Below are 21,687 nucleotides of genomic sequence, written 5' to 3'. Positions count from 1 at the left end.
AGTTTTCTCGCATGACAAGGATGTTGCGCTTTGTTGTAACCGCTCTGTTGATGGTTGTCGGGTTGACTGCGACCGCTGGCGCCTTTGCCCAGCCGTACCGCCGGCCGCCGTACCGTCGGCATTTCTACCATCGGCCCTATCACCGTCCGTACTACCGCCACCACCGGCCCTATTACCGCCGCTAGGTGCAAAAAGGGCGTCCCGGTAGGGACGCCCTTTCTCGTTGCGGACAAATCACTACTGTGCGGCGTACTGGACCATCAACGCGAGCGAGTGTGGATCCAGGCTGGCTCCGCCGATCAGGGCACCATCAATGTTGGGCATGGCCAGCAGTGCACTGACGTTGTCCGGCTTGACGGACCCGCCATACAGAATGCGAGCGGCATCGGCCACAACGGGACCGAAGCGGTTCTTCAGGTCGCCGCGAATGATGGCATGAGCCTGGTCCGCAACGTCCGGGGTTGCTGTGGAACCGGTGCCGATGGCCCAGACGGGCTCGTACGCGATGACGAGAGTCTGCGCCTTTTCGGTGGGCAAGTTTGCCAGGGCTGCGCCCATTTGGGCCAGCAGCGTGTCTTTGGTGTAGCCGGTTTGGCGGTCCGCCAACATTTCGCCAAGGCAGAGTATCGGGATGAGGTCGTGCGCGATCGCGGCTTTCAGCTTCAGGTTGACGTGCTCGTAGCTCTCGTTGGCGTAGAGGCGGCGTTCGGAGTGGCCCAGCAGAACGTGCGTGGTGCCGATGCTGGTGAGCATGGTGGGCGACGTTTGGCCGGTAAATGGACCCTCGTTGAGCCAGTGCATGGTCTGGGCGCCGGCATGCACGTTGGTGCCTTCCACGCGGTCGATGACGGTGGACAGGGACGTGGCGGTGGGGAAGATCAGGATTTCATCGCGCTCGTGTCCGGCAACCAGAGGCAAGAATGTGTCGAGGAAAGAAAGAGACTCCCTCGGGTTCTTGTACATCTTCCAGTTGGCCGCAATGATTTTCTTGCGCATACAGTTCGTCCTCAGGCGTAGGGCAAGGTTAGGCAAGCCGGCGCGAAAGGGCAATCCCTCAGCCGGCTCACATGCATGCGGGCCTAGCGGCGCGTGAGCGCCGCAACACCGGGCAATGTTTTTCCTTCCAGGAACTCCAGCGAGGCGCCGCCACCGGTGGAGATGTGGCTGATGCGATCGGCAACGCCGGCCGCGTGGACTGCCGAGACCGAATCGCCGCCGCCGACGATTGTGGTTGCATCTTCGTTGTCGGCAACGGCATGAGCGACGGCGATGGTGCCTTTGGCGAAGGCTGGCATTTCGAAGACTCCCATGGGGCCATTCCAGATAATGAGACGTGCGGGGCGGATCTCTTCCGTGAAGAGCTCAATTGTTTTCGGGCCGATGTCGAGGGCCATCTGTTCCGCAGGGAAGTCACCCGTGCCATCAAAGATCTGCGTCGTTGCGTCGGCGGCGAAACGGTCGGCAAGCACGTGATCGACGGGCAAGAGGAGGCATACGCCCTTCTCTTCCGCTTTCTTCAACGCTGCGGCAGCGACGTCGACCTTGTCGGCTTCGACAAGACTTTTGCCGGTCTTCTGACCCTTGGCGTTGAGGAAGGTGTACGCCATGCCACCACCGATCAGGAGCGCATCGACTTTGTTGAGCAGGTTGTCGATGACTTCGATCTTGTCTGAAACCTTGGCGCCGCCGATGATGGCAACGAAAGGGCGATCGGGCTGATCGAGTGCCTTGCCGAGATAGCTCAGTTCTTTCTCCAGCAGCAGTCCCGCGGCGCTTTGTGAGACGAAGTGCGTGATGCCTTCCGTGGAAGCGTGAGCGCGATGAGCAGCGCCGAAGGCGTCGTTGACGAAGACATCGGCCAGGCTGGCAAGCTGCTTGGCGAACTCAGGATCGTTCTTCTCTTCACCCGCGTGAAAGCGCAGGTTTTCGAGGAGGAGCGCCTGGCCGTACTCGAGATGATCCACCAGCTCGTGCGCGATTTCGCCAACGCAGTCCGGAGAAAACGCCACATTGCGCGATGCACCGAGATCAGCGTCGAGCAGCATGCGGAGGCGGTCGACCACGGGACGCAGGCTCATGCTTTCGACGCGCTGCCCCTTGGGTCGCCCAAGGTGGGCGGCGAGGATGACGCGGGCTTTGGCGCGCAGGGCGAACTCGATGGTTGGCAGCGTCTCGCGGATGCGGGTGTCGTCAAGGATCTCACCGCCGTCTTTCGAGAGCGGGACGTTGAAGTCGACGCGAATGAAGACGCGCTTGCCGTGCAGGTCGAGGTCGCGGATGGAGAGGAAGTCCATGGTTCTCCTAGATGCGGGTAGATGCGGGGATGTCCGTTGAGGTTCGCAAGGGCGTGTGAGCTCCGTTTGTCAGCTGCGCGATTTGCGGCGCTTCTCGAGACGGGTCCAGTACTGGAAGGTGTCAGCGTAGATTTCGCCGTGAAGTTCGCCGATGCGATGCTGCAGGCGCTCCTGCACGTCGGAGACGGCCTGATTGTAGATGAGCGGTGCGATCTCCGAGAGGAAGTAGTCGAGGAGGTTGCCGGCGGCGAGATCTCCGAGCGGGTCGCCCAGGTTCTCTTCCGCGTACCGCTGGATGGAACTGATGGCCTGTGCGCGAAGCGGGGCGGTGATTTCGAGGGATGCGGCCAAAACGGTCTCCTCCATGCGAAAACGGTCCAGCCGGAGTTTGGCTGGACCGTTCTGGAGTTCTGGTTAGAGCCCCTTGGCTGCGAGGAACAGGATCATGTCCTTCACGCGCGAGCTGTAGCCCCACTCGTTGTCGTACCAACTGATGACCTTGCCGGTCTTGTCACCGACCACCTTGGTCAGCTTGGAATCGACGATGGAGGAACGCGAATCGCCTCGGAAGTCAGCAGAGACCAACTCTTCGTCCGTGAACCCGAGATAGCCCTTCAGCGGACCTTCAAGCGATGCCTGCTTCAGGGCAGCGTTTATGGATTCGATGGTGATCGGCTTCTCCGTGTTGAAGGTGAGGTCGACGACCGAGACGTTGGGTGTGGGGACGCGGATGGCGAAGCCGTCGAGCTTGCCGGCCATCTCCGGGATGACGAGCTTGAGGGCTTTCGCAGCGCCGGTGGAGGTGGGGATCATGCTGAGCGCGGCGGCACGAGCACGGCGAATGTCTTTGTGCGGGAAGTCCAGGATGACCTGATCGTTGGTGTAGCTGTGGATCGTCGTCATGATGCCGCTGGTGATGCCGAAGGTGTCGTGCAGCACCTTGACCACCGGTGCGAGGCAGTTGGTGGTGCAGCTTGCGTTGCTGACCACGTGGTGCTTCGCCGCGTCGTAGATGCCCTCGTTCACACCTAGGACAATGGTCGCGTCCTCGTTCGTCGCTGGAGCGGAGATGATCACCTTCTTCACGGTCTCGCCCAGGTGTGCCTTGGCCTTGGTGGCGTCGGTGAAGTGGCCGGTGGACTCGACGACGACCTGTGCGCCCACTTCAGCCCAGGGCAGCTTGGCGGGATCGCGTTCGGCGAAGACTTTGATCTTTTTGCCGTCCACGCTGATGTAGTCGTCACCGGCGGTGACCTCGTTCTTCAGGTTGCCGAGGATCGAGTCGTACTTCAGCAGGTGCGCCAGCGTGGCGGGGCTGGTGAGGTCGTTGACCGCGACAAATTCGATTTCAGGATTGCCCAGCGCGGTGCGAAAGACATTGCGGCCGATCCGGCCAAAGCCGTTGATTCCAACCTTTACAGCCATGCGACTCCCATTGGTGCGTATGTGTCTGCGCCGGAAGGCTCCGGGCGCATCGATCTCATTTTAGCTGGCGATGGCCAGAGCATGCCGCAGCCGCCGGCTGGCAGCAACGACAGATTGCACCGTTTTGCGTGCACCCCGCACGGTATGCTAGAAGCGACTGAGCCCCGGTGGACCTGTGACGCGGTCCGGGATGCAGTTCCAACCTGAGAGAAAGCAGCACATGCGCGAAGGAACGCGCAACTGGATGCGCGACAGAATGAGAAGACGATCAAAACGTGGCCCGAACAATAGCGAGGCCACTGGTAAAATCGGGCAGGAGATTCCGACCGGTCAGCCGGCCGCACTACGCCCCTCCTATCCTGAGGTTCCGCAAAAGGCGGAAGCTGACGACAACGATCCGGCGGAACTGCTGGATGACGTAACGGCAGCCGCGGGTAGCGATGCAGAAGCCGGAGAGGATCGGGCAGCGGAAGAGGACCTGGACACGAACGCCGGCCAGCCCGGTGCCATCGTGCTGGAGACTCAGCCGGAGTCGCTGGCGACACCGCCCGCGGAACCGCAACCGGTGGGTGCGGGCGAGGGCAACCAGGCCGCTCCAAAGGGTTACGTGGTGCTGGCGATCGGCTTGCCCGGTTCCGGAAAAACTACCTGGTACAAGCGGCGTGGCGTGACCCCGCTGAGCAGCGACATGCTTCGGACCATATTGTTCGACGACATTACCGACCAGCGCTACAGCGGATTAGTGTTTTCTACGCTGCGGTCACTGCTGCGGGCGCGGCTGATTGCCAAAATGCCGTGGAACTATGTGGATGCGACCAACCTGTCGGCGCATGAGCGGCGGCAGTGGATCAAGATGGCGAAGTCGTTCGGATACGAGGCACAGGCCGTGTATTTCGATGTGCCGCTCTCCGTGTGCATGGAGCGCAACTCGCGCCGGGACCGTCGCGTGGCGGACGATGTGATGCAGAAGATGGCAGAGCGTCTGCGGCCACCCTCTTTCCGCGAAGGCTTCTCTAAGATCACGGTGGTTCGTGTGAAGGGTCAGCCGGGCAACACGCAGGCCGCAACGGCAGAGCCGACCGCCGAGCACTTCAACGCACCCGTGCCTGCGGAGCCGGAGGAGAAGATGGCGCTGGACCTGGATGATCCGAACGGAAGCTTCGACGACGCGTCACAAGGACGCGAGCAGCACCTGAGAGAAAACGACGGCCTGGACGGCAGCGCCGGCGGATCGCTAACTGCGCCGCAGGTGGGACCGGAGGATGCGGGTGAGGACCTGCAGGAGCCGGCAGGTGGTGAGGACCTGGACGAGCCTAGCGGCCGTCTGGACACGCTGGGCGGCAACGCGGCCGGAGCCCGCGCTGCTGCGAACGACGAAGCAGACCAGCCGGACACCTACGAATAACGCGTGACCGACAACGGCGGCGTGACGTTCACCCGTGTGAGCTTCACGCCGCCGTTTGCTGTTTCCGGGACCGAAAATCGGCGAATTCTGGACGATGTTTCCCTGCAACTGGAGCCAGGAACGACGACGGCGTTGCTGGGGCGTTCCGGTTCCGGCAAGACGACGCTTCTCCGCACGGTGAATGGGCTTGTGCTGCCGACCGAGGGCGAAGTCCGTGTATTGGGACACACGGTGCATGCGCGCTCGAAGGCTGACGACCTGCGCGACCTGCGACGCTCGATCGGGTACGTGATCCAGGAAACCGGACTCTACCCGCACATGAGTGTCGGCCGCAATGTGGCGCTGCCGTTGGAACTGCTAGGCAAGCCAGATGTGGAACGGAACCAGCGGGCGGCCGAGTTGCTGGACACGGTCGGCCTGCCGTCGACGCAATACGCGGACCGGCTGCCTCACGAGCTCTCCGGCGGTCAGCGTCAGCGGGTTGGGCTGGCGCGCGCGCTGGCAACTTCGCCGAAGCTGCTGCTGCTCGATGAGCCGTTTGGCGCATTGGACCCGCTGACCCGCGCGGAGATGCAGGCCATGCTGCGCGACCTGCTGGCGCGGTTCGGGACCACGGCGCTGATCGTGACGCACGACTTGCAGGAGGCCATCTTCCTCGCGCACCGCATTCTGTTTGTGGCGGATGGCCGCGTGTATGCCGACCTCTCCTCGGGAGAGGTGCTCGAATCCACCGAACCCGGCGTTGTGGACTACGTGCGCGCGGTGCAGCGGTTCACGCCCGAAGCGGAGCAGGGATCATGAACTTTCTCCGCGAGCACGGATATGAACTGGGCCGGCTGACGGTGGAGCACTTGTGGCTGACGGGCTGGTCGGTCTTACTGGCAACGCTCATCGCGCTGCCCGCCGGCATCTGGCTAACGCGGCATGAACGCTGGGCACGGCCCGTGATCGGCTTTGCAAACGTGGTGCAGACCGTGCCTTCACTAGCGTTGTTTGGATTGCTGCTGCCGGTGCCGTTCCTGGGGGATCGCGCCGCGCGGCTTGCCATTGTTGCGCTCACCGGGTATGCCCTGCTGCCGATCCTGCGCAACACGTATGCGGGCATACGCGGCGTCGATCCATCCCTGATCGACGTGAGCCGGGCGCTGGGCATGACCGAGTGGCAGCGGCTAATCGAAGTGGAGTTGCCGCTTTCGGCAAGTGTGATCCTTGCGGGGCTCCGCACGGCAACGGTGACCTGTGTGGGCGTGGCCACGATCGCGGCGGCGATCGGGGCCGGTGGTCTGGGCGAGATGATCTTCCGGGGCGTGGCGTCTGTGGACAACCGGTTTGTGCTTGCGGGCGCGATCCCGTCGGCGCTGCTGGCGCTTGTGCTGGATGCGGTGCTGGGGCTGGCAGAGCATCGATTTGCCGTGCGGAGAGAACCGTGAGCGCTGCCCAGCGGGCCTTGGTATGCGGGCTGCTGAGCATCTGTCTCCTGTGCCTTTCGGCGTGCGATCCGCCGCGGGGTTCGCACGTGGTGATCGGAGCAAAGAACTTTACCGAGCAGGTACTGCTGGGCGAGTTGCTGGCGCAGGAGATTGAGGCGGAAGGCGAGAAGGTCGACCGGCGTTTCTATTTGGCGGGCAGTTACATCGCGCATCAGGCGCTGCTCGCGGGGCGCATCGACGCGTACGTGGAGTACTCGGGCACGGCGCTCAGCTCCATCTTCAAGCAGCCGGTCGATCGCGACCGGGACCGCGTGCGTGCCACGATCACGCGCTTGTACGCGGAAAAAGGCGTGCGAGTCATGCCGTCGCTCGGATTCGAGAACACTTTTGCCATGGTGATGCGCGCCGACGATGCGCAGCGGCTGCATGTAACCAAGTTGAGCGAACTGCACACCGCCGCCTCACAGTTGCGGCTGGGCGTAGGGTACGAATTCGAGGAGCGGCCGGACGGCTTGCGCGGCATGGAGCAGCAGTATCACCTCCAGTTTCAAGGCACACCGCGGGTGATGGATCTTGGCCTGCTGTATCGAGCGATGGCGAACCACCAGGTGGATATCGTTTCTGGGAACTCCACCGATGGCGCGATCGCAACCATGCATCTGGTGGTGCTTGCGGACGACCAGCACTACTTTCCGCCTTACGAGGCCATGCCGGTGGTGCGTGAAGACACGCTGCAAGCTCACCCCGCAGTTGCGCGGGCGCTGCAACGGCTTGCCGGCAAGTGCACGGAAGCTGACATGCAGGCCATGAACCAGGCCGTCGAGGGCGAGCATCGCGACCCTGCGGACGTGATCCGTGACTTTCGCCGGCGATCCGCTTTGTAGCCCGGCTTAGTGGTCGGAAAGGTGCTGCACGCGATGGGTCCGCCAGCCATAACGGATGGCCAGCATACGCAGGGCGAATCCGGCGAGTGTGCCAACGGCCGCCGCCTGATTGACCGCGATCCCGATCTTTTGCAGCAGGAGGAACAGGAGCGCCGCGATGGCGGATACCAGGGCGTAGGGTTCTCCCTCCTGAAACACTTTCGGCGACTGGCCGGAAAAGATGTCGCGCAGCGACCCACCTCCGACAGCGGTGGTAACGCCGAGCAGCAGGCAGGGCAAGAAGCCCAGGCCAGCGTTCATGGCTCGCGTGGAGCCTGCCACGGTGAAGAAGCCGAGCGAAAGCGCATCGACCAGCGACATGAATGCGAGGATGCGAGGCCCGATGGAGCGGCCGAAGATGAGGGAGAGCGCGGCGCCAAGCAGGGCGTAAGCAAGGTAGGAAGGGTGCTCCAGCGAAAGCGGAGGGCCTTCGTTGAGCATGACATCTCGAACGATACCGCCGCCTACACCGGAGATGAGTCCCAGACCAACGATGCCGGTTATGTCGAAGCGGAACCTGCGGTCGCGGCGCGAGACAAGGCCACCGCCCAGCGCGCCCAGCACAATCGCCGTGATCTCGAAAAAGTGAAACAGCGTCGCCGAGAGCCGGGCTGCCGGTGGGATTGGAATCGGCAGGCTGCTGTAAGGAAAGGGCATGGCTTCGCTTAGAGTAGACCGTCTCGCTTTGCTTGAAGGAGTTGCGCTGGCCTTGCGCGCTGCTGCCACGTGCCGTCTGTGATGCTGGGCTATTCAAGGTTGCGGGTAGCCTGAAGCAGGAGGGTGAGTGTGCGGGTTTGGACTGATGCGGCGAAGGTATTTGGGGTGTTGTGGGTCATCCTTTGCGGCGCGCCGGCGTGGGCGCAGGCTGCTGCACCAGCTGCCGACGTACTTACGTTCGTCAATGGCGATCGGCTGACCGGAAAGCTGCTGCGCGGGGTGAACGACACGGTTGTGTTCCACAGCGACAACGTAGGTGACGTGACTGTGCCGCTGAGCAAAGTGAAAGAACTGCAGACCGCGGGGACATTTGCCGTTCTGCGGCACGGTGCGCCGGTGAAGGAGTCGCAGGCGCTGAAGCCGCAGCAGATCGTAGTCACGGCCGCGGGCGTGGTGCAGTCCACAAGCGGCACGGCACAACCAGCCATTCCCCTGAAAGATGTGGCTTACATTGTCGACGGCGCCACCTATACCAAGGACCTGGTGCACCGCGCCGGTCCTCTGGATGGCTGGAATGGGACCGTGAACCTGGGCACTACCTTTGTGCAAAGTACGCAGCATGGCGGCACGGTGAACGTGGGCGGCTCGCTGGTGCGGCAAGTTCCGGTGCTGACGTACTTCCGTGCTCGGAACAAGACCACGGTGAATGTGCAGGAAACCTATGGGACGCTGACCACGCCGGAACTGCCGGCGAGTGATCCGACAGCAGCTCCGACGCTAGCGTCGACGGTAAAGACGAGCATCTTTCACGCGGACGGCGAGCGGGATGAGTACACAAGCAAGCGGCTGTACCTGCTGGCAGACACCGCGTTCGATCACAACTTCTCGCAAGGACTGCAGTTGCAGCAGGTGTATGGTGCGGGATTCGGCTTCACGCCGTTCAGTACGCCGGTGCACCAGTTGGACCTGAAGGCGGACACGCACTACGAGAAGCAGCAGTTCCTGACGGCAACTTCAAACCAGAACCTGATCGGATCCACGATCAGCGAAAGCTATCGGCGGGCCTTTCCCCGCAAGCTGACCTTGACGGAGAACTTCTCGTTCCTGCCGGCGTGGAACAACCTGGACGCTTACTCCGGGCATCTGGCGCTCGGGTTCACGATGCCGCTGCTGCAGCGGTTGAGTGTGAACCTAAACGGCACAGACGACTATCTGAACAACCCGTCGCCTGGGTATCGCAAGAACAGCGTGCAATTCACCACGGGGCTGGCGTATTCGCTCCGCTGATCAGCGCGGTCGTGAGGTCTGAGCAGCGCGGGCCTCTGCGGGCTGGACACCCGTGGGAGCGGTGGCCGGCAGCGTCGGGTTCAGCACGTCGCGAACGGGATCGGGCAGCTCCTGGTCGGCGCTGTGCAGCAGCAGCGCCAGCTGCCACAGCTGCGTATTGCTGAGCGACTTGCGGTACGCCGGCATGCCGGAACGCCGGATGCCGAACGCTGTTGCCCAGTAGAGCTCGCCGGCAGGTCTGGCGGCGGTCGCTCGTCGGTCGCGGGTGAAGAACTGCTGCGCCCGCGGCACCATGGCGGCACCCGTTTGCGACTCGAGTGCGGGCGAGCCGTGACACTGTGCACATTGCGAGCGGTAGGTCCGGGCTGCGCCTTCGAACGCGTCTTCGCCGGCAGGGAAGGGCGCAGGCCGGGCGTCGCGCGCCATCCGCCGGTCAACGGCAACTCTCTCGGTCAGGTGTTCCCAGAGCGCGGGCTTGTCGGACACGGCAACAGGCGGATGGCCGAAGTAGAAGTAGGCCGGAATCGCCGCCGCGCTGAGCAGAATGCCCGACGCCAGGCCAACAAAGAAGCGGCCGGCACCACTGCGTCGGGCAGCGGGTTTGGCCCGGCGCCTGCCCGAGCCGCCGGTGTACGAGTTGGAAGATTTCGGCATGAAACGGGAGGGAGCCAGGCTGAACGACGTAACCTTTCCGCCGCTGGATGTTCTAATGAGTGAGGCGGGTTCCGCTGGACTGAACGTAGCACCGCCCGAGCCGCTTGAGGAGTATTGGTTGATGTTCCGTTCCACCACAACGGGTGTGCGCGCGCTGTGCGCTACCGCCACCCTGGCGCTGTGCGCCGTTCCCGCGTTTTCACAAAACTCGACCTCCTCCAGCAGCCAGGACGCGTCTGCGCCGGCCGCCGCACCCACCCAAGCGGCGCCCCAGAGCACGCCTCCGGCACGCACCAATCCTGCGACCGGCGGACGCCGGTATAACGCGAACCGGCAGGCTCGCATTGCCCGCAACATTCACGATGCGTACTCGCACCGGTACGAGGTAGGCGGAGGTGGCGGCTACCTGCGCTTCCATCCGGGATCCGAGCTCCTACGCATCAACGAGGTCAACTTCTGGGCTAACGGTGTACGGCAGTGGAACGAGCGCTGGGGCGTGGTCGGTGACGTTCGCGGCAATTACGGCAATGCAAAGATCCCGAACCAGCTTGCACAGAACCTGATCTATCGTCCGCAGATCAGCCACTACAACTTCATGGGTGGTGTGCAGTACCGGTTCCTTGGCAAGGAAAAGTACTCTGTCAGCTTCCTGGGCGAGGGCGGCGTGACCCTGAGCAAGTTCGGTGGTGACGCCAAGGGACTGCCCAGCCAGAACATCGGGTTGTGGAAGGATTCCAACGCGAACCCGACGTTCAGCGTTTCCGCAAACCTGGATTACAACCTCTACAACAATCTCGCTGCCCGAATCCAGCCAACCTATGTAGCGACGACGTTCGGCAGCACGGTGCAAAATAGTGTTGGCGTGAACGTGGGCCTGGTGTATCGCTTCGGCCGGCAGTAGCTCGCAGTTTCCGCTGAGCGAAAGCTCACCTATGCGGTGGGCTTTTCTTCTGGGGCGCGAGGCTCCGTCATGGCGCGCGCGTCCAGGATGGTGGCGATCTGTGCTTCGCTCAGCAGCTTCTCCGACCGGACGATTTCGATGATGCTTCGGCCAGTCTGAACGGACTGCTTTGCCACCTCCGCCGCCCGCCGGTAGCCGATGTAGGGGTTCAGCGCCGTGGCAAGTGCCACGGTCGAAGCGGCATACAGCGCGCATCGATCCGCGTTGGCAGTGATGCCGCGGATGCAGCGATGATCGAACTCACGCAGAAAGTTCGTGAGGATGGTGATGGACTGCAGCAGGTTGTGCGTCATGGTCGGCATCATCACGTTCAGTTCCAACTGGCCGGCCTGTACCGCCAAGGCGATCGCGGTGTCGTTGCCGGCGACTTGGAATCCGATCATCGCTGCAAGCTCCGCTAGCACCGGGTTGACCTTGCCCGGCATGATGCTGGACCCCGGTTGCAGGGGAGGCAGATCGATTTCGCGCAGGCCGGTGTTGGGACCCGAGGCGAGCAGGCGCAAGTCGTTGGAGATGCGCACGATCTCGAGTCCGAGCGACCGGAGTGCACCGGAGAGCGTGGCAACGCTCGCGCAGGACTGCATGGCGAAGCGCATGTCGTCCGCGGGCCGGAGCGGCAGGTCGGTAACGCGGGCCAGGTTGCGGATGGCGAGCGCACGGTACTCGGGATGCGTGTTGATGCCGGTGCCGACGGCGGAGCCTCCCAGACCCAGTTCGTGCAACGGCTCCGCAGCCGTGGAGATAGCTGACGCGGCGCTGCGGATAGCACGGGCGTACGCGGCGAACTCCTGGCCCATGCGGATCGGCGTGGCGTCCTGCAGGTGGGTGCGCCCGGACTTCAGGATCGGATCGAACTCCTGCGCCTTCCCGTCGAACGCTTCAGCGAGCGAGGTGAGCACGGGTTGCAGATCGCGGATGGCGAGCAGGGCGCTGACGCGCATGGCCGTGGGGAAGACGTCGTTGGTGCTTTGGCCGTAGTTCACGTGATCGTTGGGGTGTACGGGTACGTAGGTGCCCAGGGTGACGGCGTCCGGCGCCAGGATCTGGTTCGCGCGGTTGGCAATCACCTCGTTCGCGTTCATGTGAAAGCTGACACCGGCGCCCGCCTGGAAGACGTCAACGGGGAACTGGTCATGGAACCGGCCATCGAGGACCTCCTGCGCGGCCTGCCGGATCGCCCGGGCCTGGTCGACAGTGAGGAGGCCCAGCGTGCCGTTCGCCTGTGCCGCGGCTAGCTTGATCGCAGCGATGGCGCGGATGAGGTAGGGGCTCGCGGTGAGGCCGCTGATCGGGAAATTTTCGATCGCCCGGACCGTTTGCGCGCCATACAGCGCCAGCGCAGGCACATCGACTGCTCCCAGCGAGTCACTTTCTTGCCGGATCTCTTCACCCTGATTCATAACCCTGTGGGATGCGATCGGCTTGGCGCATGGCGGCGCGACAACTTGTCAGAATCAGCGTCTAATTGCTTAGGGAGGACTGCGCCCGTCTGTCCGGCCCAGGAGTACACCCCATGCAATTGCGGACTCTCGCATTGATCGCCACGCTTTGCGCGACAACGGCCGGTCTGGCCGGTGCGCAGACCACCACGCCTGCCCCGGCGACCGCCCCGACCGGTACCCCCGGAACTCAACAGGACCCAGCAAAGGTGCCAAACAGCGGCCCCACCAACGGACCGCCGCCCACCGCGAGCAAAGAGGACCTGGACAAGGCGCGCGATGAGGCCAATAAGAACAACAACGAGCCGATCCCCGATCCCGGCGACGACCTGAAAAAGGACATCAAGAAGGGCTCCGATGAGGATGTGAACGCGGCCGGGACGCGCGACATTGGCGGCCGCGGCATGGGCAACTGGTTTTCCACGGACTGGGAAGTCCGGAATGGAAAACAGTACGCCATGGAAGTCGAGCGGACCTCGCGCATGATCACGGACCCGGTGGTGACGGAGTACATCAACCGGGTGGGCCAGAACCTGGTGAAGAACAGCGATGCCAAGGTGCCGTTCACGATCAAGGTGATCGACTCTGACGAGATTAACGCTATGGCGCTCCCGGGCGGCTACTTCTACGTGAACAGCGGCCTGATCCTGGCCGCCGACAACGAAAGCGAGCTGGCCGGCGTGATGGCGCACGAGATTGCTCACGTGGCCGCGCACCATGCCGCCCGCCAGATGACGCGCGCAGAGTACATGCAGTTAAGCACCGTGCCGCTGATCTTCATGGGCGGATATACGGCATACGGTATCTACGAGGCTTCGCAACTCGCCATCCCGCTCACGTTCCTGAAGTTCAGCCGCGGATTTGAGGCACAGGCCGATTGGCTGGGCGTGCAGTATGCCTACCGTTCCGGATACGACCCGCAGGGCCTGGTGACCATGTTCGAAAAGTTGAATGCGCTGGAGAAGCGGAAGCCTGGCGTCCTCGGCCGCGCATTCTCGGACCATCCGCAGACCCCGGATCGCATTGCTCGTTCAGAAGAAGAGATTGCGACGATCCTGCCCGCGCGGCCGGACTACCTGGTGACCACCAGCGAGTTTGACGACGTGAAGGCGCGGCTGGCGCGCATCCAGAACAAGCGCAAGATCGACGACAAGAAGGATCCGAACAAGCCGACGCTGCGCCGTACCAGCGCCAGCAACAACGATCCAAACGGCAGCAGCGGATCGCAGCAAGACAAGGGCGACGATCGGCCGACGCTTGGCCGTCGCGACTGACCCCGAATAGGTACGCCGAAGCGATGAAGGCCCGCCATGATCCGTGGCGGGCCGCTTCGTTTCCGCAAGGCAACTTAAGTAAACTTGACGCATGGCTTTGAGCGAACGGTACACCGACGAGCACGCAGTGGCGGGGCTCGACACCAAGTTTCCCGAGATTGAAACCTGGAAGAACAGCTTTGCCGGATACGAGATCCTGATCGACGATCCGGAGTTTACGAGCGTGTGCCCCAAGACGGGCCTGCCGGACTTCGGCAAGATCGAAATACGCTACATGCCCAAGGAGCATTGCCTGGAACTGAAGTCGCTGAAGGAATATCTCTTCTGCTACCGCAATCTAGGTATCTTCCAGGAAAACATCTGCAACCAGATTCTTAATGACGTCGTAAAGGCGACCGACCCGGTGTGGGCCGAGGTGAAGGGCGACTTTCGTCCGCGCGGCGGTATCAGCACGGTGGTTTGGGCGCGGTATCCGCGGCCGGTGAACCAGACCGAAGTGCCGCCCCGGGCTGTGTAGTCCCGGGCAGACCGAAGCGCCGGCCATCCATGGTCGGCTGCTGGTATGAGAGAGCGGTCAGCGCAGTGGTTGGGAAACCACGATCGTGTTCTGGGCGGAGCTGATCTGCCAGGTGTCGTTCTGTTGCGTGAGGACGAGGAGAAAGCGCGTGCGCAACAGGCCAGGCTCGCTTGGAGTGATGCCGGGCGGGAAAGCGGCGACGTTGGAGAGCTCGACCGAAAGGTGAGCCACCGCGACACCTGGAGCGGGGAAGCGAATAACGTCTACGGACTCCTTTAGCTTGCTGCCCCTGTACGGGCCGCTGAAGATGAAGGCGTGGTTGGCCTGAATCCCGGGACGGCCCTGGACGAAGTCACCGCGCACGGTGACAAAGACTGCGTCCGGAGCGAAATCTGCAGCAAAGGCATGGGCGTCGCCACGCGCCCAGGCATCCATCTGGTGGTCGAAGACACGCTGAATGGCATCCAGAATTGTTTGTGCTTGCATAGCACCCACGTTTGCGAGAGGCAGGCAGATCACTGCCGCGCGAAGAACTCTCATGCATTGGACTCCTGTGTACAGGGAGGTACGGCGTCCGTAGGACCGTAGTTCCAACAAACTGCTGGGCAAAGCGCGATAAGTAGCGGTTCGCGATGCCGCTGTGACCTGCTAGTCTCTTCGCGATGACGGAACACGCAAGTAGTCACCGCAGGGCCGATGCAAAGGCTGCAACCGTTGCGTTGGTGTTGCTGACCGGGTTGAACCTGGTCAACTACATCGACCGGTATGTGTTGAACGGCGTGCAGGAGCTGGTCAAGGCCGAGTTCCATGTGAGCGACGAGCGGCTCGGGTCGCTGGTGACGTACTTCTTCATCACGTATGTGATTGCCGCTCCGGCTACTGGCTGGCTGGGCGATCACTTTCCGCGCAAGCCGCTGATCGTGATCGGCGCTCTGTTCTGGAGCACGGTGAACCTGTTCAGCGCCTTGGTGCACAGTTTCGACGCGTTGCTGGTGCGGCATGCGGCGCTCGGCATTGGGGAAGCCAGCTTTGGCATTTTTGGCCCGGCGCTTCTGTCGGACTTCTATCCCCCGGAACAGCGGAATCGCGCGCTGACCATCTTCAACATCGCAATCCCGGTGGGTGCCGCGATCGGGTACGCCGCCGGCGGTTGGTTGGGACAGGTGCATGGCTGGCGCAGCGCCTTCTATGTTTCGGCGATACCGGGTCTCCTGTTAGCACTTGCAATCCTTTTCCTAATGCGCGAGCCGAAGCGTGGAGGGCTGGACGAGGGGGAGACGGCTCAGGCCAAACGCGGCGCAGCGCGGATGGACAACTACCTCGGCTTGCTCAAGAACCCGGCCTATCTGTTCGCGACGCTCGGCTACGCGATGTCGACCTTCACGATCGGCGGCATCTCGGCCTGGATCCCTTCATTTCTGCAGCGCGAGGCGCACATGAGTTCGTCGAGCGCGGGCTTCACCGTAGGCGCAATTACTGCCGCAACGGGACTGCTGGGCACGGCCGCCGGAGGGTGGATAGCGCAGCGCTGGCTGCCTCGCGATCATCGCGCGTTGTACTGGGTCAGCGCGCTCGGCCCGGCGCTCTGCATTCCGTTTGCGCTGCTTTGCTTCTTTGGCCCGGTCAAGACAATGTTGCCGGCGCTCGCGCTGGCGGAATTCACGCTGTTCCTCGCCAGCGGACCGGTGAATGCGGCGATCGTCAACTCGGTTTCGGCACAGGTGCGGGCGACTGCGCTCGCCGGTCAGCTTTTCCTGATCCACCTGCTGGGCGATGTGCCTTCGCCGCGCATCATCGGCTTTGTGAGCGATCGCAGCAATCTGCGCTGGGGCCTTGGCGTGACAGTTGCGGCCCTGGTGGTATCTGCGCTGCTGCAGGTGTTGGGCGCGCGTCATGCGCCAAGCGAAAGCTCGTTGAGCGTCGCGGCCGGGTGACGGCGGCAAGCCGGAGAGGTTCGCACCACCGCGCCGGAACTGCTCACAGATATGCTGAGACGAGATGATGTCTGCGCTGCCGGGCCAAGGCCACTTCTTTGCTTCAACAACCGACGTAGCACGTTCTAAAGCGCCGTCCTCCGGCGCGCCAGTGTGGCAACGCCGTGGCGCCTGGGTTGGCCTGGCGGTGCTGCTGGTGTTTCTTGGCGCGCGCTTTACGATCCTGGTTCAGCCGCGGGCCATGGAGTTCGACCAGATCAGCACAGTGCTGACGGCTGAAGCACCGTCGTGGCACGCCTATCTGGCCGCCGTGCCCGCCGATAGCCAGCCACCCTTCAGCCATGTGGCCGCACGCTTGGGATTGCTGCTGCCGTTGCCTCAGGCAGTTGGAGTTCACGCGGTGTCCGCTCTGGCCATGATGATGGCCGTGCTTTGCCTCTTTCTCTTGTTCGAGCGTCGCGGTGCACCGCTTGCCGGACTCTGTAGCGCGGCGCTTCTGACGGCGTCGCGCGGCGTGGAGTTCATGTTCACCATTCGGCCCTACGCCGCGTTGATGGCGGTGTCGGCCGCCAGCCTGCTGTTCTACGACACGTATCGCAACCGGCGAGCGGCGGGAATCCGAACAAGTTTGTGGCCGCTTGCGCTCACGATTGTGTTTGCCGCGACGATCCACGCGCTCAGCCTGCTATACACGCTCGTTCCGATCGTTGCGGGCGAACTTCTGTACTGGTACCGGACGAGACGCGCGGACAAGCGCCTCTTGCTAGCGGTTGCGCTTTCGGCAACAGCCTTCGGCTTTGACTTCATACTCGCCCACCAGATTCAAGCGCGCTACATGAGCTTGGTTCCCATGTCGGCAAGAACGCCGGGCCTGCCAACCTTGGCCAAGCTGCTGGAGGTGCTGGCCATCCCCGTGGAGCGGCGGTGGCAGGCGATCTTGCTGGCGGTTGTGGCTGGTCTGAGCCTGCTGATGAAACGGCGTTCAGCGGGGCAGCAGTGGGCAGAGAACGAGGCAGGACGCGACCTGGAGTTCCCGCTGCTCGCAGCGCTGGCGCTGTATGCTGCTGCCGTGCTCGCCTTTGCAGCCGGCGCGGCAAACCACTATTTCTTTCCGCGTTATGCTTCGCCAACCTATCTGTGCGCACCATTGCTTCTTGGGGTGGGGCTCGCCGCAGCGGCGTGGCGCAGGCTGCCCGCGGTACAGTTTGGGATTGCGGTTCTTCTGATCGTGCTTCCTCTTTCTGCGCTCCGTCGTTTTCTGAAGGAAGATCCTCGCGTCTCTCCAACGGAAGCAAACGCGGCGATCTTCACGCACGATGAGGTGATTGCCAGTCCTCTGGCGTTTCCCACGCTCTGGTGGTACGCGCGACCCGAGGAACGGAAACGGCTGCGCATGATCACGGATGCGGATGGCTATCGCACTATCCCGGACGGCATCCCTGAGGTGGTGCTGCAGCGCTTTGTGGTGGCTGGCGTGCTGCCGTTTGCGCTAACGGAGTATCGCGACTACAAGCCCGGCCATGACGTGTACCTGGTAGCGCCCGTGATGTCAGGAGACACGTGGGTTCCCGCCGCGTTGCAGGCACGCGGTTACACCTGCAGCCGAGACGCAAGCGTCCTGTCACAGACTTACGCGATGACTCATTGCGTCCGAAGCGAAAGCGGCGCCGACGAGCGTTTCCGATAGCACAAAAGAGGCAGACATCGGGCCGCGCTATTACGCGGACGTCCGTCGCCCTGCCCGTGTGCTGCGAATACGATAGACGGCAGAGGAACGCAGGAGGTTCATGCTTCAGCCCGTCGAACTTCAGGAGGTCTCCGCGAATTTTCCCGGAGAAATCGCGTCGCTGCGCAAGTTCTTCTCGCTGGCTGGGGTCCCGCTGGACGATTCATCCTCGGTTCACCAGATCGTCATGCGGCTGCTGGAAGACCCATCATTCCACCGTGATCTGAGTTCGCATTTATGGGTGATTCTGGACGAGAGCGATGTGCCTTTGCGCTCCCCGGACCTGCTTGCAATCGTGGCGGTTGCCGGGGCTGGTGTGCGTTGGGCGGCGGAGATCAACGAAGACGACGCGCACGCCCTCCTTCGTTTCCTGATGGAAACGAAGCATTCGTTCGACGGCACGCCGAACCGCGGTGACGCGATGATGGCTGGTCCTCAGGCGCGAACCGAGCCAAAGCAGCCCCTAGCGATGCCAGCACACGATCCAGCGGTGAAAGCGCGCGAGCCAGAGTTGCCACTTCGTGATGGAGCGGTGCAAGCAGAGCCACGCCCGGTGCTTCCTCGCCGGGAGGATCGCCGCACCCTGGAGAACCGTCGGGTCGAGTCTCCAAATCAACCTGGCAGGCCGAGTCAGGTGGGTGTACTCGATGCAGGCGTGTCCCGGCGCAAGGATCAGCGCGCCCTCTGGGTTGTGGCCGCGGCGGTTGTCCTGGCAGCGCTGCTGGCGCTGTGGCAACGGAGCAGGTCCACAACGCCGGGAGAGGTGACGGTGGTCCCGTCAGCGAATGTGCCGAAGTCGCCGACGGGTGGCGCTTCGGCGCGGGAACAAGCCACTCCGAATGCCACGACGGCCACCGCGCCCAGAGATCGTGCCGATATTGCGTCGTCGCGAAGCACGGTGCCGAGTTCCACCACTCTGCACCCCCCACCATCGCGACAGGGGGCGAGTGAAGGGAACGCATCGGCGGCCGCTCCGACGCCCTCGCCAAGCGATGTCAGTCAGCCCGTGCTAAGCGCAAACGCAGGTGCGCCCATCATCCGGGTCAGCCCGCCCTCCGCCAGTTTGACCGCGAGCTCGGCCAGTCCGGCTTCATTGTTTCCCGGCAGCGCGGTGGCCAAGACTGCGCGGCAGCCCTCGCTTACGGCGCCGGTGCCGGCCGATGCGCTTAGCCGCCAACTGGACTCTCCAAGGCTGCCGGCGTATGCCGCCGATGCTGACGACAACGGCAGGCGCAGATCTCCGCGACTGCTGAGGCGGCATCCGGGAGAGGCAGGGAACTCCGGGCTTTCCGACGATCCAGTACTGGCCGCGGAACTGCGCGCGCCCGATCTGGCCTCAGGCGCGGTCCGGCCAGTGCCGGGTACTTCGGTTCACGCCCTGGTGCGCGCAACCTGCCTCGGCATGATGGCCGGCAACTTGGTCTACAGTCCGTCTCCGCAGTACCCTGCTGGCGCTGCGTCGGCACGCGTGCAAGGTGAGGTGAAAATTCAGGCGACGATCGACCGGGATGGTTCGATCGGTAGTGCTCGCGTCATCAGCGGGCCACCGCCCCTGCGCGATGCGGCCCTGGATGCGGTACAACAGTGGAGGTTCAAACCCTACCTGTCTGCCGGCAAAGCAACGCCGAGCGCGGCCATGGCAGTCGTCGAATTCGAATTGCAGTAGGGTGAGCGCGTGGCTTGCTTGCGTCGAAACAGTGGCCATGGCGGAAGGAGACTCATGATCGCCCGTTTCGGCTTCTGGCTTCGTACAGCGGTGTTGGTGTCCTGTGCGGTTGTTAGTGCGCAGTGCGCACCGCCTGGCTTGTTGGCGCAGACCGCCTCCGCGGCAAGTGACACGTTCACCAACCCTCTGCTGCCACATGGTGCGGACCCCTGGGTCACGCAGTACCGCGGCACCTACTTCTATACCCAGACGACAGGCCGGAACCTGACCCTGTGGGCGACCCGGGACATGACCGATCTGGCCCATGCGGTCCACCGCGTGGTCTGGACCCCACCCGCGGACGGTCCGACCAGCCGCGACATCTGGGCGCCGGAGCTGCACCGCCTGGACGGGCGCTGGTACCTGTACTTCGCTGCGGATTCCGGAAGGAACGAGACGCATCGCCTGTTCGTGCTGGAGAACGCGTCAGACGACCCGCTAAGCGGCAGCTGGCAGATGAAAGGACAAGTGACGGACTCGACGAACAAGTGGGCCATCGACGCTACTGTCGCAGAGATAGACGGACAGAAGTATCTGCTGTGGGCGGGCTGGCCCGGCGACAGCAATGGCGAGCAGGACATCTACATCGCGCACCTGAAGAACCCTTGGACGGTCGACTCCGAGCGGGTGCGGCTCTCGCGGCCGGAGTACCCGTGGGAGCAGGTGGGCGATCTGTTGAGCGACCCGGCGCTGCCCCATGTGGACGTAAACGAAGGGCCAGAGATCCTGCAGCACGGCGACGACATTTTTCTCACGTACTCCGCGTCGGGCTGCTGGACGGACTACTACGCACTTGGCCTGTTGCAGGCGCGCCGCGGCAGCAACCTGCTGGATCCAAAGTCATGGACCAAGCTCGACCATTTCGTCTTTCGCATGGACAAATCTGCTGGGGTGTTTGGAACGGGGCACAACAGCTTTTTCCGCTCGCCGGATGGCAAACAGGATTGGCTGCTGTACCACGCGAATGACGCTTCGGGTGAGGGATGCGGAGGGCAGCGTTCGCCGCGGGCGCAGCCGTTTACGTGGGATAGCAACGGTCTTCCCGTTTTCGGCTCACCCGTGCCAACGTCGCAGCCATTGCCGAAGCCTTCTCACACTCAGTAGTCGCCGGGTGGACGTGCGTTGTGCGCAGCATGTACATTGGCGCGCATGACGACTACCACTCGCCGTGACGTGCTGCGCGGTGCAGCACTCGTTTCCGCAGCAGCCATGTTTCCGTTCCCGGTGCTCGCGGCAAAGGCGTCGCCGCTGAAATTCGGCCAGTGCTCCTACAGCTTTCGCAGCTTCAAGACTCCGCAGATGATCCAGATGCTGCAGCAGTTGGGTTTGCGGGACCTGAACATTAAGCCGGACTTCCACCTGCCCATGGAGCCGCTGGACACGGTTGCGCAGCGTGCGCAGGTGTTTCGCGATGCGGGCATCCGGCTGACGGCCGCCGGCACCATCTACTTCAAGACCGACACGGACGAGGCGGTTCGGCCGTCCTTTGAATATCTGAAAGCGGCAAAGATCCCATTGTTCGTCGGATCTCCTTCGCATGAGGCTTTAGGCCGGGTCGCGCACTTTTGTTCCCAGTACGACATCCGCATGGCCATCCACAATCACGGACCTGAGGACAAAGAATGGCCGTCGCCCTTCGATATCCAGAAGTTCATTGAGCCGCTGGATCATCGCGTCGGATACTGCATCGACTTCGGTCATACGCTGCGCGCGGGCACCGATCCGGTGGAAGCGGTGAACATGGCCGGCAAGAGGCTGTACGACTGCCACTTGAAGGATCTTGCAGATCCCCACAGCCGCGAGAGCCAGGTGGCGGTGGGCGAAGGCGTGATGCCAGTGGCGAAGATCTTCAAGGCGCTGATCGACATCAGCTATCCCGGCTACGTCGATCTGGAATACGAGATCAAGGCAGACGACCCGGTACCCGGCGTGCGCAAGAGCCAGGAGTACATGCGCAAGGTACTGCGTGACATGGGTTACGACGTCCCGCCGCTCGCGCCTTACACCTCCTAAATCGGCCCAGGCAGGCAAGGTGCAAGTCGCGCCGCCAAGCGCG

21 protein-coding genes and 1 pseudogene are annotated in these 21,687 nt (G+C 63.1%); 14 read left to right on the top strand and 8 right to left on the bottom strand.

Annotation, left to right across the window (positions count from 1 at the left end; genetic code table 11):
- Positions 1-11 precede the first annotated feature (11 nt).
- On the top strand, positions 12-185 hold the full coding sequence (locus OHL12_RS06015) for a hypothetical protein (protein ID WP_263412919.1): 174 nt from the start codon (positions 12-14) through the stop codon (positions 183-185).
- A gap of 52 nt (positions 186-237) precedes the next feature.
- Here OHL12_RS06015 and tpiA read toward each other — a convergent pair whose 3' ends face one another.
- The 4 genes from tpiA to gap all read right to left on the bottom strand — a co-directional run bounded on the left by tpiA (position 238) and on the right by gap (position 3,719).
- Entirely contained in the window at positions 238-996 is a 759-nt protein-coding gene (gene tpiA, locus OHL12_RS06010; RefSeq protein ID WP_263412918.1) for a triose-phosphate isomerase, read from the bottom strand.
- An 83-nt stretch (positions 997-1,079) separates the two neighbouring features.
- Complete coding sequence (locus OHL12_RS06005; RefSeq protein WP_263412917.1) at positions 1,080-2,294, bottom strand: phosphoglycerate kinase; 1,215 nt, start codon at positions 2,292-2,294, stop codon at positions 1,080-1,082.
- A 69-nt stretch (positions 2,295-2,363) separates the two neighbouring features.
- Positions 2,364-2,645: a DUF2164 domain-containing protein gene (locus tag OHL12_RS06000; RefSeq protein ID WP_263412916.1), complete on the bottom strand. Its 282-nt coding sequence runs from the start codon at positions 2,643-2,645 to the stop codon at positions 2,364-2,366.
- Between the two features lie 63 nt (positions 2,646-2,708).
- Positions 2,709-3,719: a type I glyceraldehyde-3-phosphate dehydrogenase gene (gene gap / locus OHL12_RS05995; protein ID WP_263412915.1), complete on the bottom strand. Its 1,011-nt coding sequence runs from the start codon at positions 3,717-3,719 to the stop codon at positions 2,709-2,711.
- A gap of 256 nt (positions 3,720-3,975) precedes the next feature.
- Between gap and OHL12_RS05990 the strand changes: the two are divergent.
- From OHL12_RS05990 to OHL12_RS05975, 4 genes and pseudogenes are all read left to right on the top strand, one after another.
- Positions 3,976-4,833 (top strand): annotated as a pseudogene (locus OHL12_RS05990) (AAA family ATPase); the annotation flags it as partial.
- A gap of 294 nt (positions 4,834-5,127) precedes the next feature.
- Entirely contained in the window at positions 5,128-5,925 is a 798-nt protein-coding gene (locus OHL12_RS05985) for an ATP-binding cassette domain-containing protein (RefSeq protein ID WP_317889807.1), read from the top strand.
- Positions 5,922-6,554, top strand: coding sequence for an ABC transporter permease (locus OHL12_RS05980; RefSeq protein ID WP_263412913.1), 633 nt, complete (start codon positions 5,922-5,924; stop codon positions 6,552-6,554). Before OHL12_RS05985 ends, OHL12_RS05980 begins: the two co-directional genes overlap by 4 nt.
- An 89-nt stretch (positions 6,555-6,643) precedes the next feature.
- Positions 6,644-7,438: a glycine betaine ABC transporter substrate-binding protein gene (locus OHL12_RS05975; RefSeq protein ID WP_263412912.1), complete on the top strand. Its 795-nt coding sequence runs from the start codon at positions 6,644-6,646 to the stop codon at positions 7,436-7,438.
- Between the two features lie 6 nt (positions 7,439-7,444).
- Here OHL12_RS05975 and OHL12_RS05970 read toward each other — a convergent pair whose 3' ends face one another.
- The gene (locus OHL12_RS05970) at positions 7,445-8,134 is read right to left on the bottom strand and encodes a trimeric intracellular cation channel family protein (RefSeq protein ID WP_263412911.1); all 690 of its coding nucleotides are present in this window, start codon (positions 8,132-8,134) and stop codon (positions 7,445-7,447) included.
- Between the two features lie 129 nt (positions 8,135-8,263).
- On the opposite strand from OHL12_RS05970, the gene OHL12_RS05965 reads away from it, so the two are divergent.
- The gene (locus OHL12_RS05965; protein WP_263412910.1) at positions 8,264-9,421 is read left to right on the top strand and encodes a DUF481 domain-containing protein; all 1,158 of its coding nucleotides are present in this window, start codon (positions 8,264-8,266) and stop codon (positions 9,419-9,421) included.
- Here OHL12_RS05965 and OHL12_RS05960 read toward each other — a convergent pair whose 3' ends face one another.
- Positions 9,422-10,075, bottom strand: coding sequence for a c-type cytochrome (locus tag OHL12_RS05960; protein WP_263412909.1), 654 nt, complete (start codon positions 10,073-10,075; stop codon positions 9,422-9,424).
- Between OHL12_RS05960 and OHL12_RS05955 the strand changes: the two genes are divergently transcribed.
- The gene (locus tag OHL12_RS05955; protein ID WP_263412908.1) at positions 10,074-10,976 is read left to right on the top strand and encodes a hypothetical protein; all 903 of its coding nucleotides are present in this window, start codon (positions 10,074-10,076) and stop codon (positions 10,974-10,976) included. The genes OHL12_RS05960 and OHL12_RS05955 overlap by 2 nt on opposite strands.
- A gap of 29 nt (positions 10,977-11,005) precedes the next feature.
- Here OHL12_RS05955 and OHL12_RS05950 read toward each other — a convergent pair whose 3' ends face one another.
- Positions 11,006-12,436 carry an aspartate ammonia-lyase gene (locus tag OHL12_RS05950; protein WP_263412907.1) on the bottom strand — a complete coding sequence of 477 codons (1,431 nt, stop codon included), beginning with the start codon at positions 12,434-12,436 and terminating at the stop codon, positions 11,006-11,008.
- A 113-nt stretch (positions 12,437-12,549) separates the two neighbouring features.
- Between OHL12_RS05950 and OHL12_RS05945 the strand changes: the two genes are divergently transcribed.
- Together OHL12_RS05945 and queF are read left to right on the top strand one after the other, a co-directional pair.
- Complete coding sequence (locus OHL12_RS05945) at positions 12,550-13,749, top strand: M48 family metallopeptidase (RefSeq protein ID WP_263412906.1); 1,200 nt, start codon at positions 12,550-12,552, stop codon at positions 13,747-13,749.
- Between the two features lie 91 nt (positions 13,750-13,840).
- A complete protein-coding gene (gene queF / locus OHL12_RS05940) occupies positions 13,841-14,266 on the top strand; it encodes a preQ(1) synthase (RefSeq protein ID WP_263412905.1) in 426 nt (141 codons plus the stop codon).
- 57 nt (positions 14,267-14,323) lie between these two features.
- On the opposite strand, the gene OHL12_RS05935 is transcribed toward queF, so the two are convergent.
- On the bottom strand, positions 14,324-14,752 hold the full coding sequence (locus tag OHL12_RS05935) for an SgcJ/EcaC family oxidoreductase (RefSeq protein ID WP_263412904.1): 429 nt from the start codon (positions 14,750-14,752) through the stop codon (positions 14,324-14,326).
- A gap of 176 nt (positions 14,753-14,928) precedes the next feature.
- Between OHL12_RS05935 and OHL12_RS05930 the strand changes: the two genes are divergently transcribed.
- The 5 genes from OHL12_RS05930 to OHL12_RS05910 all read left to right on the top strand — a co-directional run bounded on the left by OHL12_RS05930 (position 14,929) and on the right by OHL12_RS05910 (position 21,644).
- Positions 14,929-16,200 (top strand): spinster family MFS transporter, encoded by a 1,272-nt coding sequence (locus OHL12_RS05930; RefSeq protein ID WP_263412903.1) that lies wholly within the window; start codon positions 14,929-14,931, stop codon positions 16,198-16,200.
- A 151-nt stretch (positions 16,201-16,351) separates the two neighbouring features.
- Complete coding sequence (locus OHL12_RS05925) at positions 16,352-17,887, top strand: glycosyltransferase family 39 protein (RefSeq protein WP_263412902.1); 1,536 nt, start codon at positions 16,352-16,354, stop codon at positions 17,885-17,887.
- A gap of 100 nt (positions 17,888-17,987) precedes the next feature.
- Entirely contained in the window at positions 17,988-19,592 is a 1,605-nt protein-coding gene (locus OHL12_RS05920; protein ID WP_263412901.1) for an energy transducer TonB, read from the top strand.
- 54 nt (positions 19,593-19,646) lie between these two features.
- Positions 19,647-20,735: a glycoside hydrolase family 43 protein gene (locus OHL12_RS05915; RefSeq protein WP_263412900.1), complete on the top strand. Its 1,089-nt coding sequence runs from the start codon at positions 19,647-19,649 to the stop codon at positions 20,733-20,735.
- A gap of 45 nt (positions 20,736-20,780) precedes the next feature.
- Positions 20,781-21,644 (top strand): sugar phosphate isomerase/epimerase family protein, encoded by an 864-nt coding sequence (locus OHL12_RS05910; protein ID WP_263412899.1) that lies wholly within the window; start codon positions 20,781-20,783, stop codon positions 21,642-21,644.
- The last annotated feature ends 43 nt before the right edge of the window (positions 21,645-21,687 follow it).

The organism is Terriglobus aquaticus (assembly GCF_025685415.1).
GTDB lineage: Bacteria > Acidobacteriota > Terriglobia > Terriglobales > Acidobacteriaceae > Terriglobus > Terriglobus aquaticus.
The sequence above is the reverse complement of the archived record's forward strand: the minus strand, read 5'-3'. Positions and strand labels throughout refer to the sequence as shown.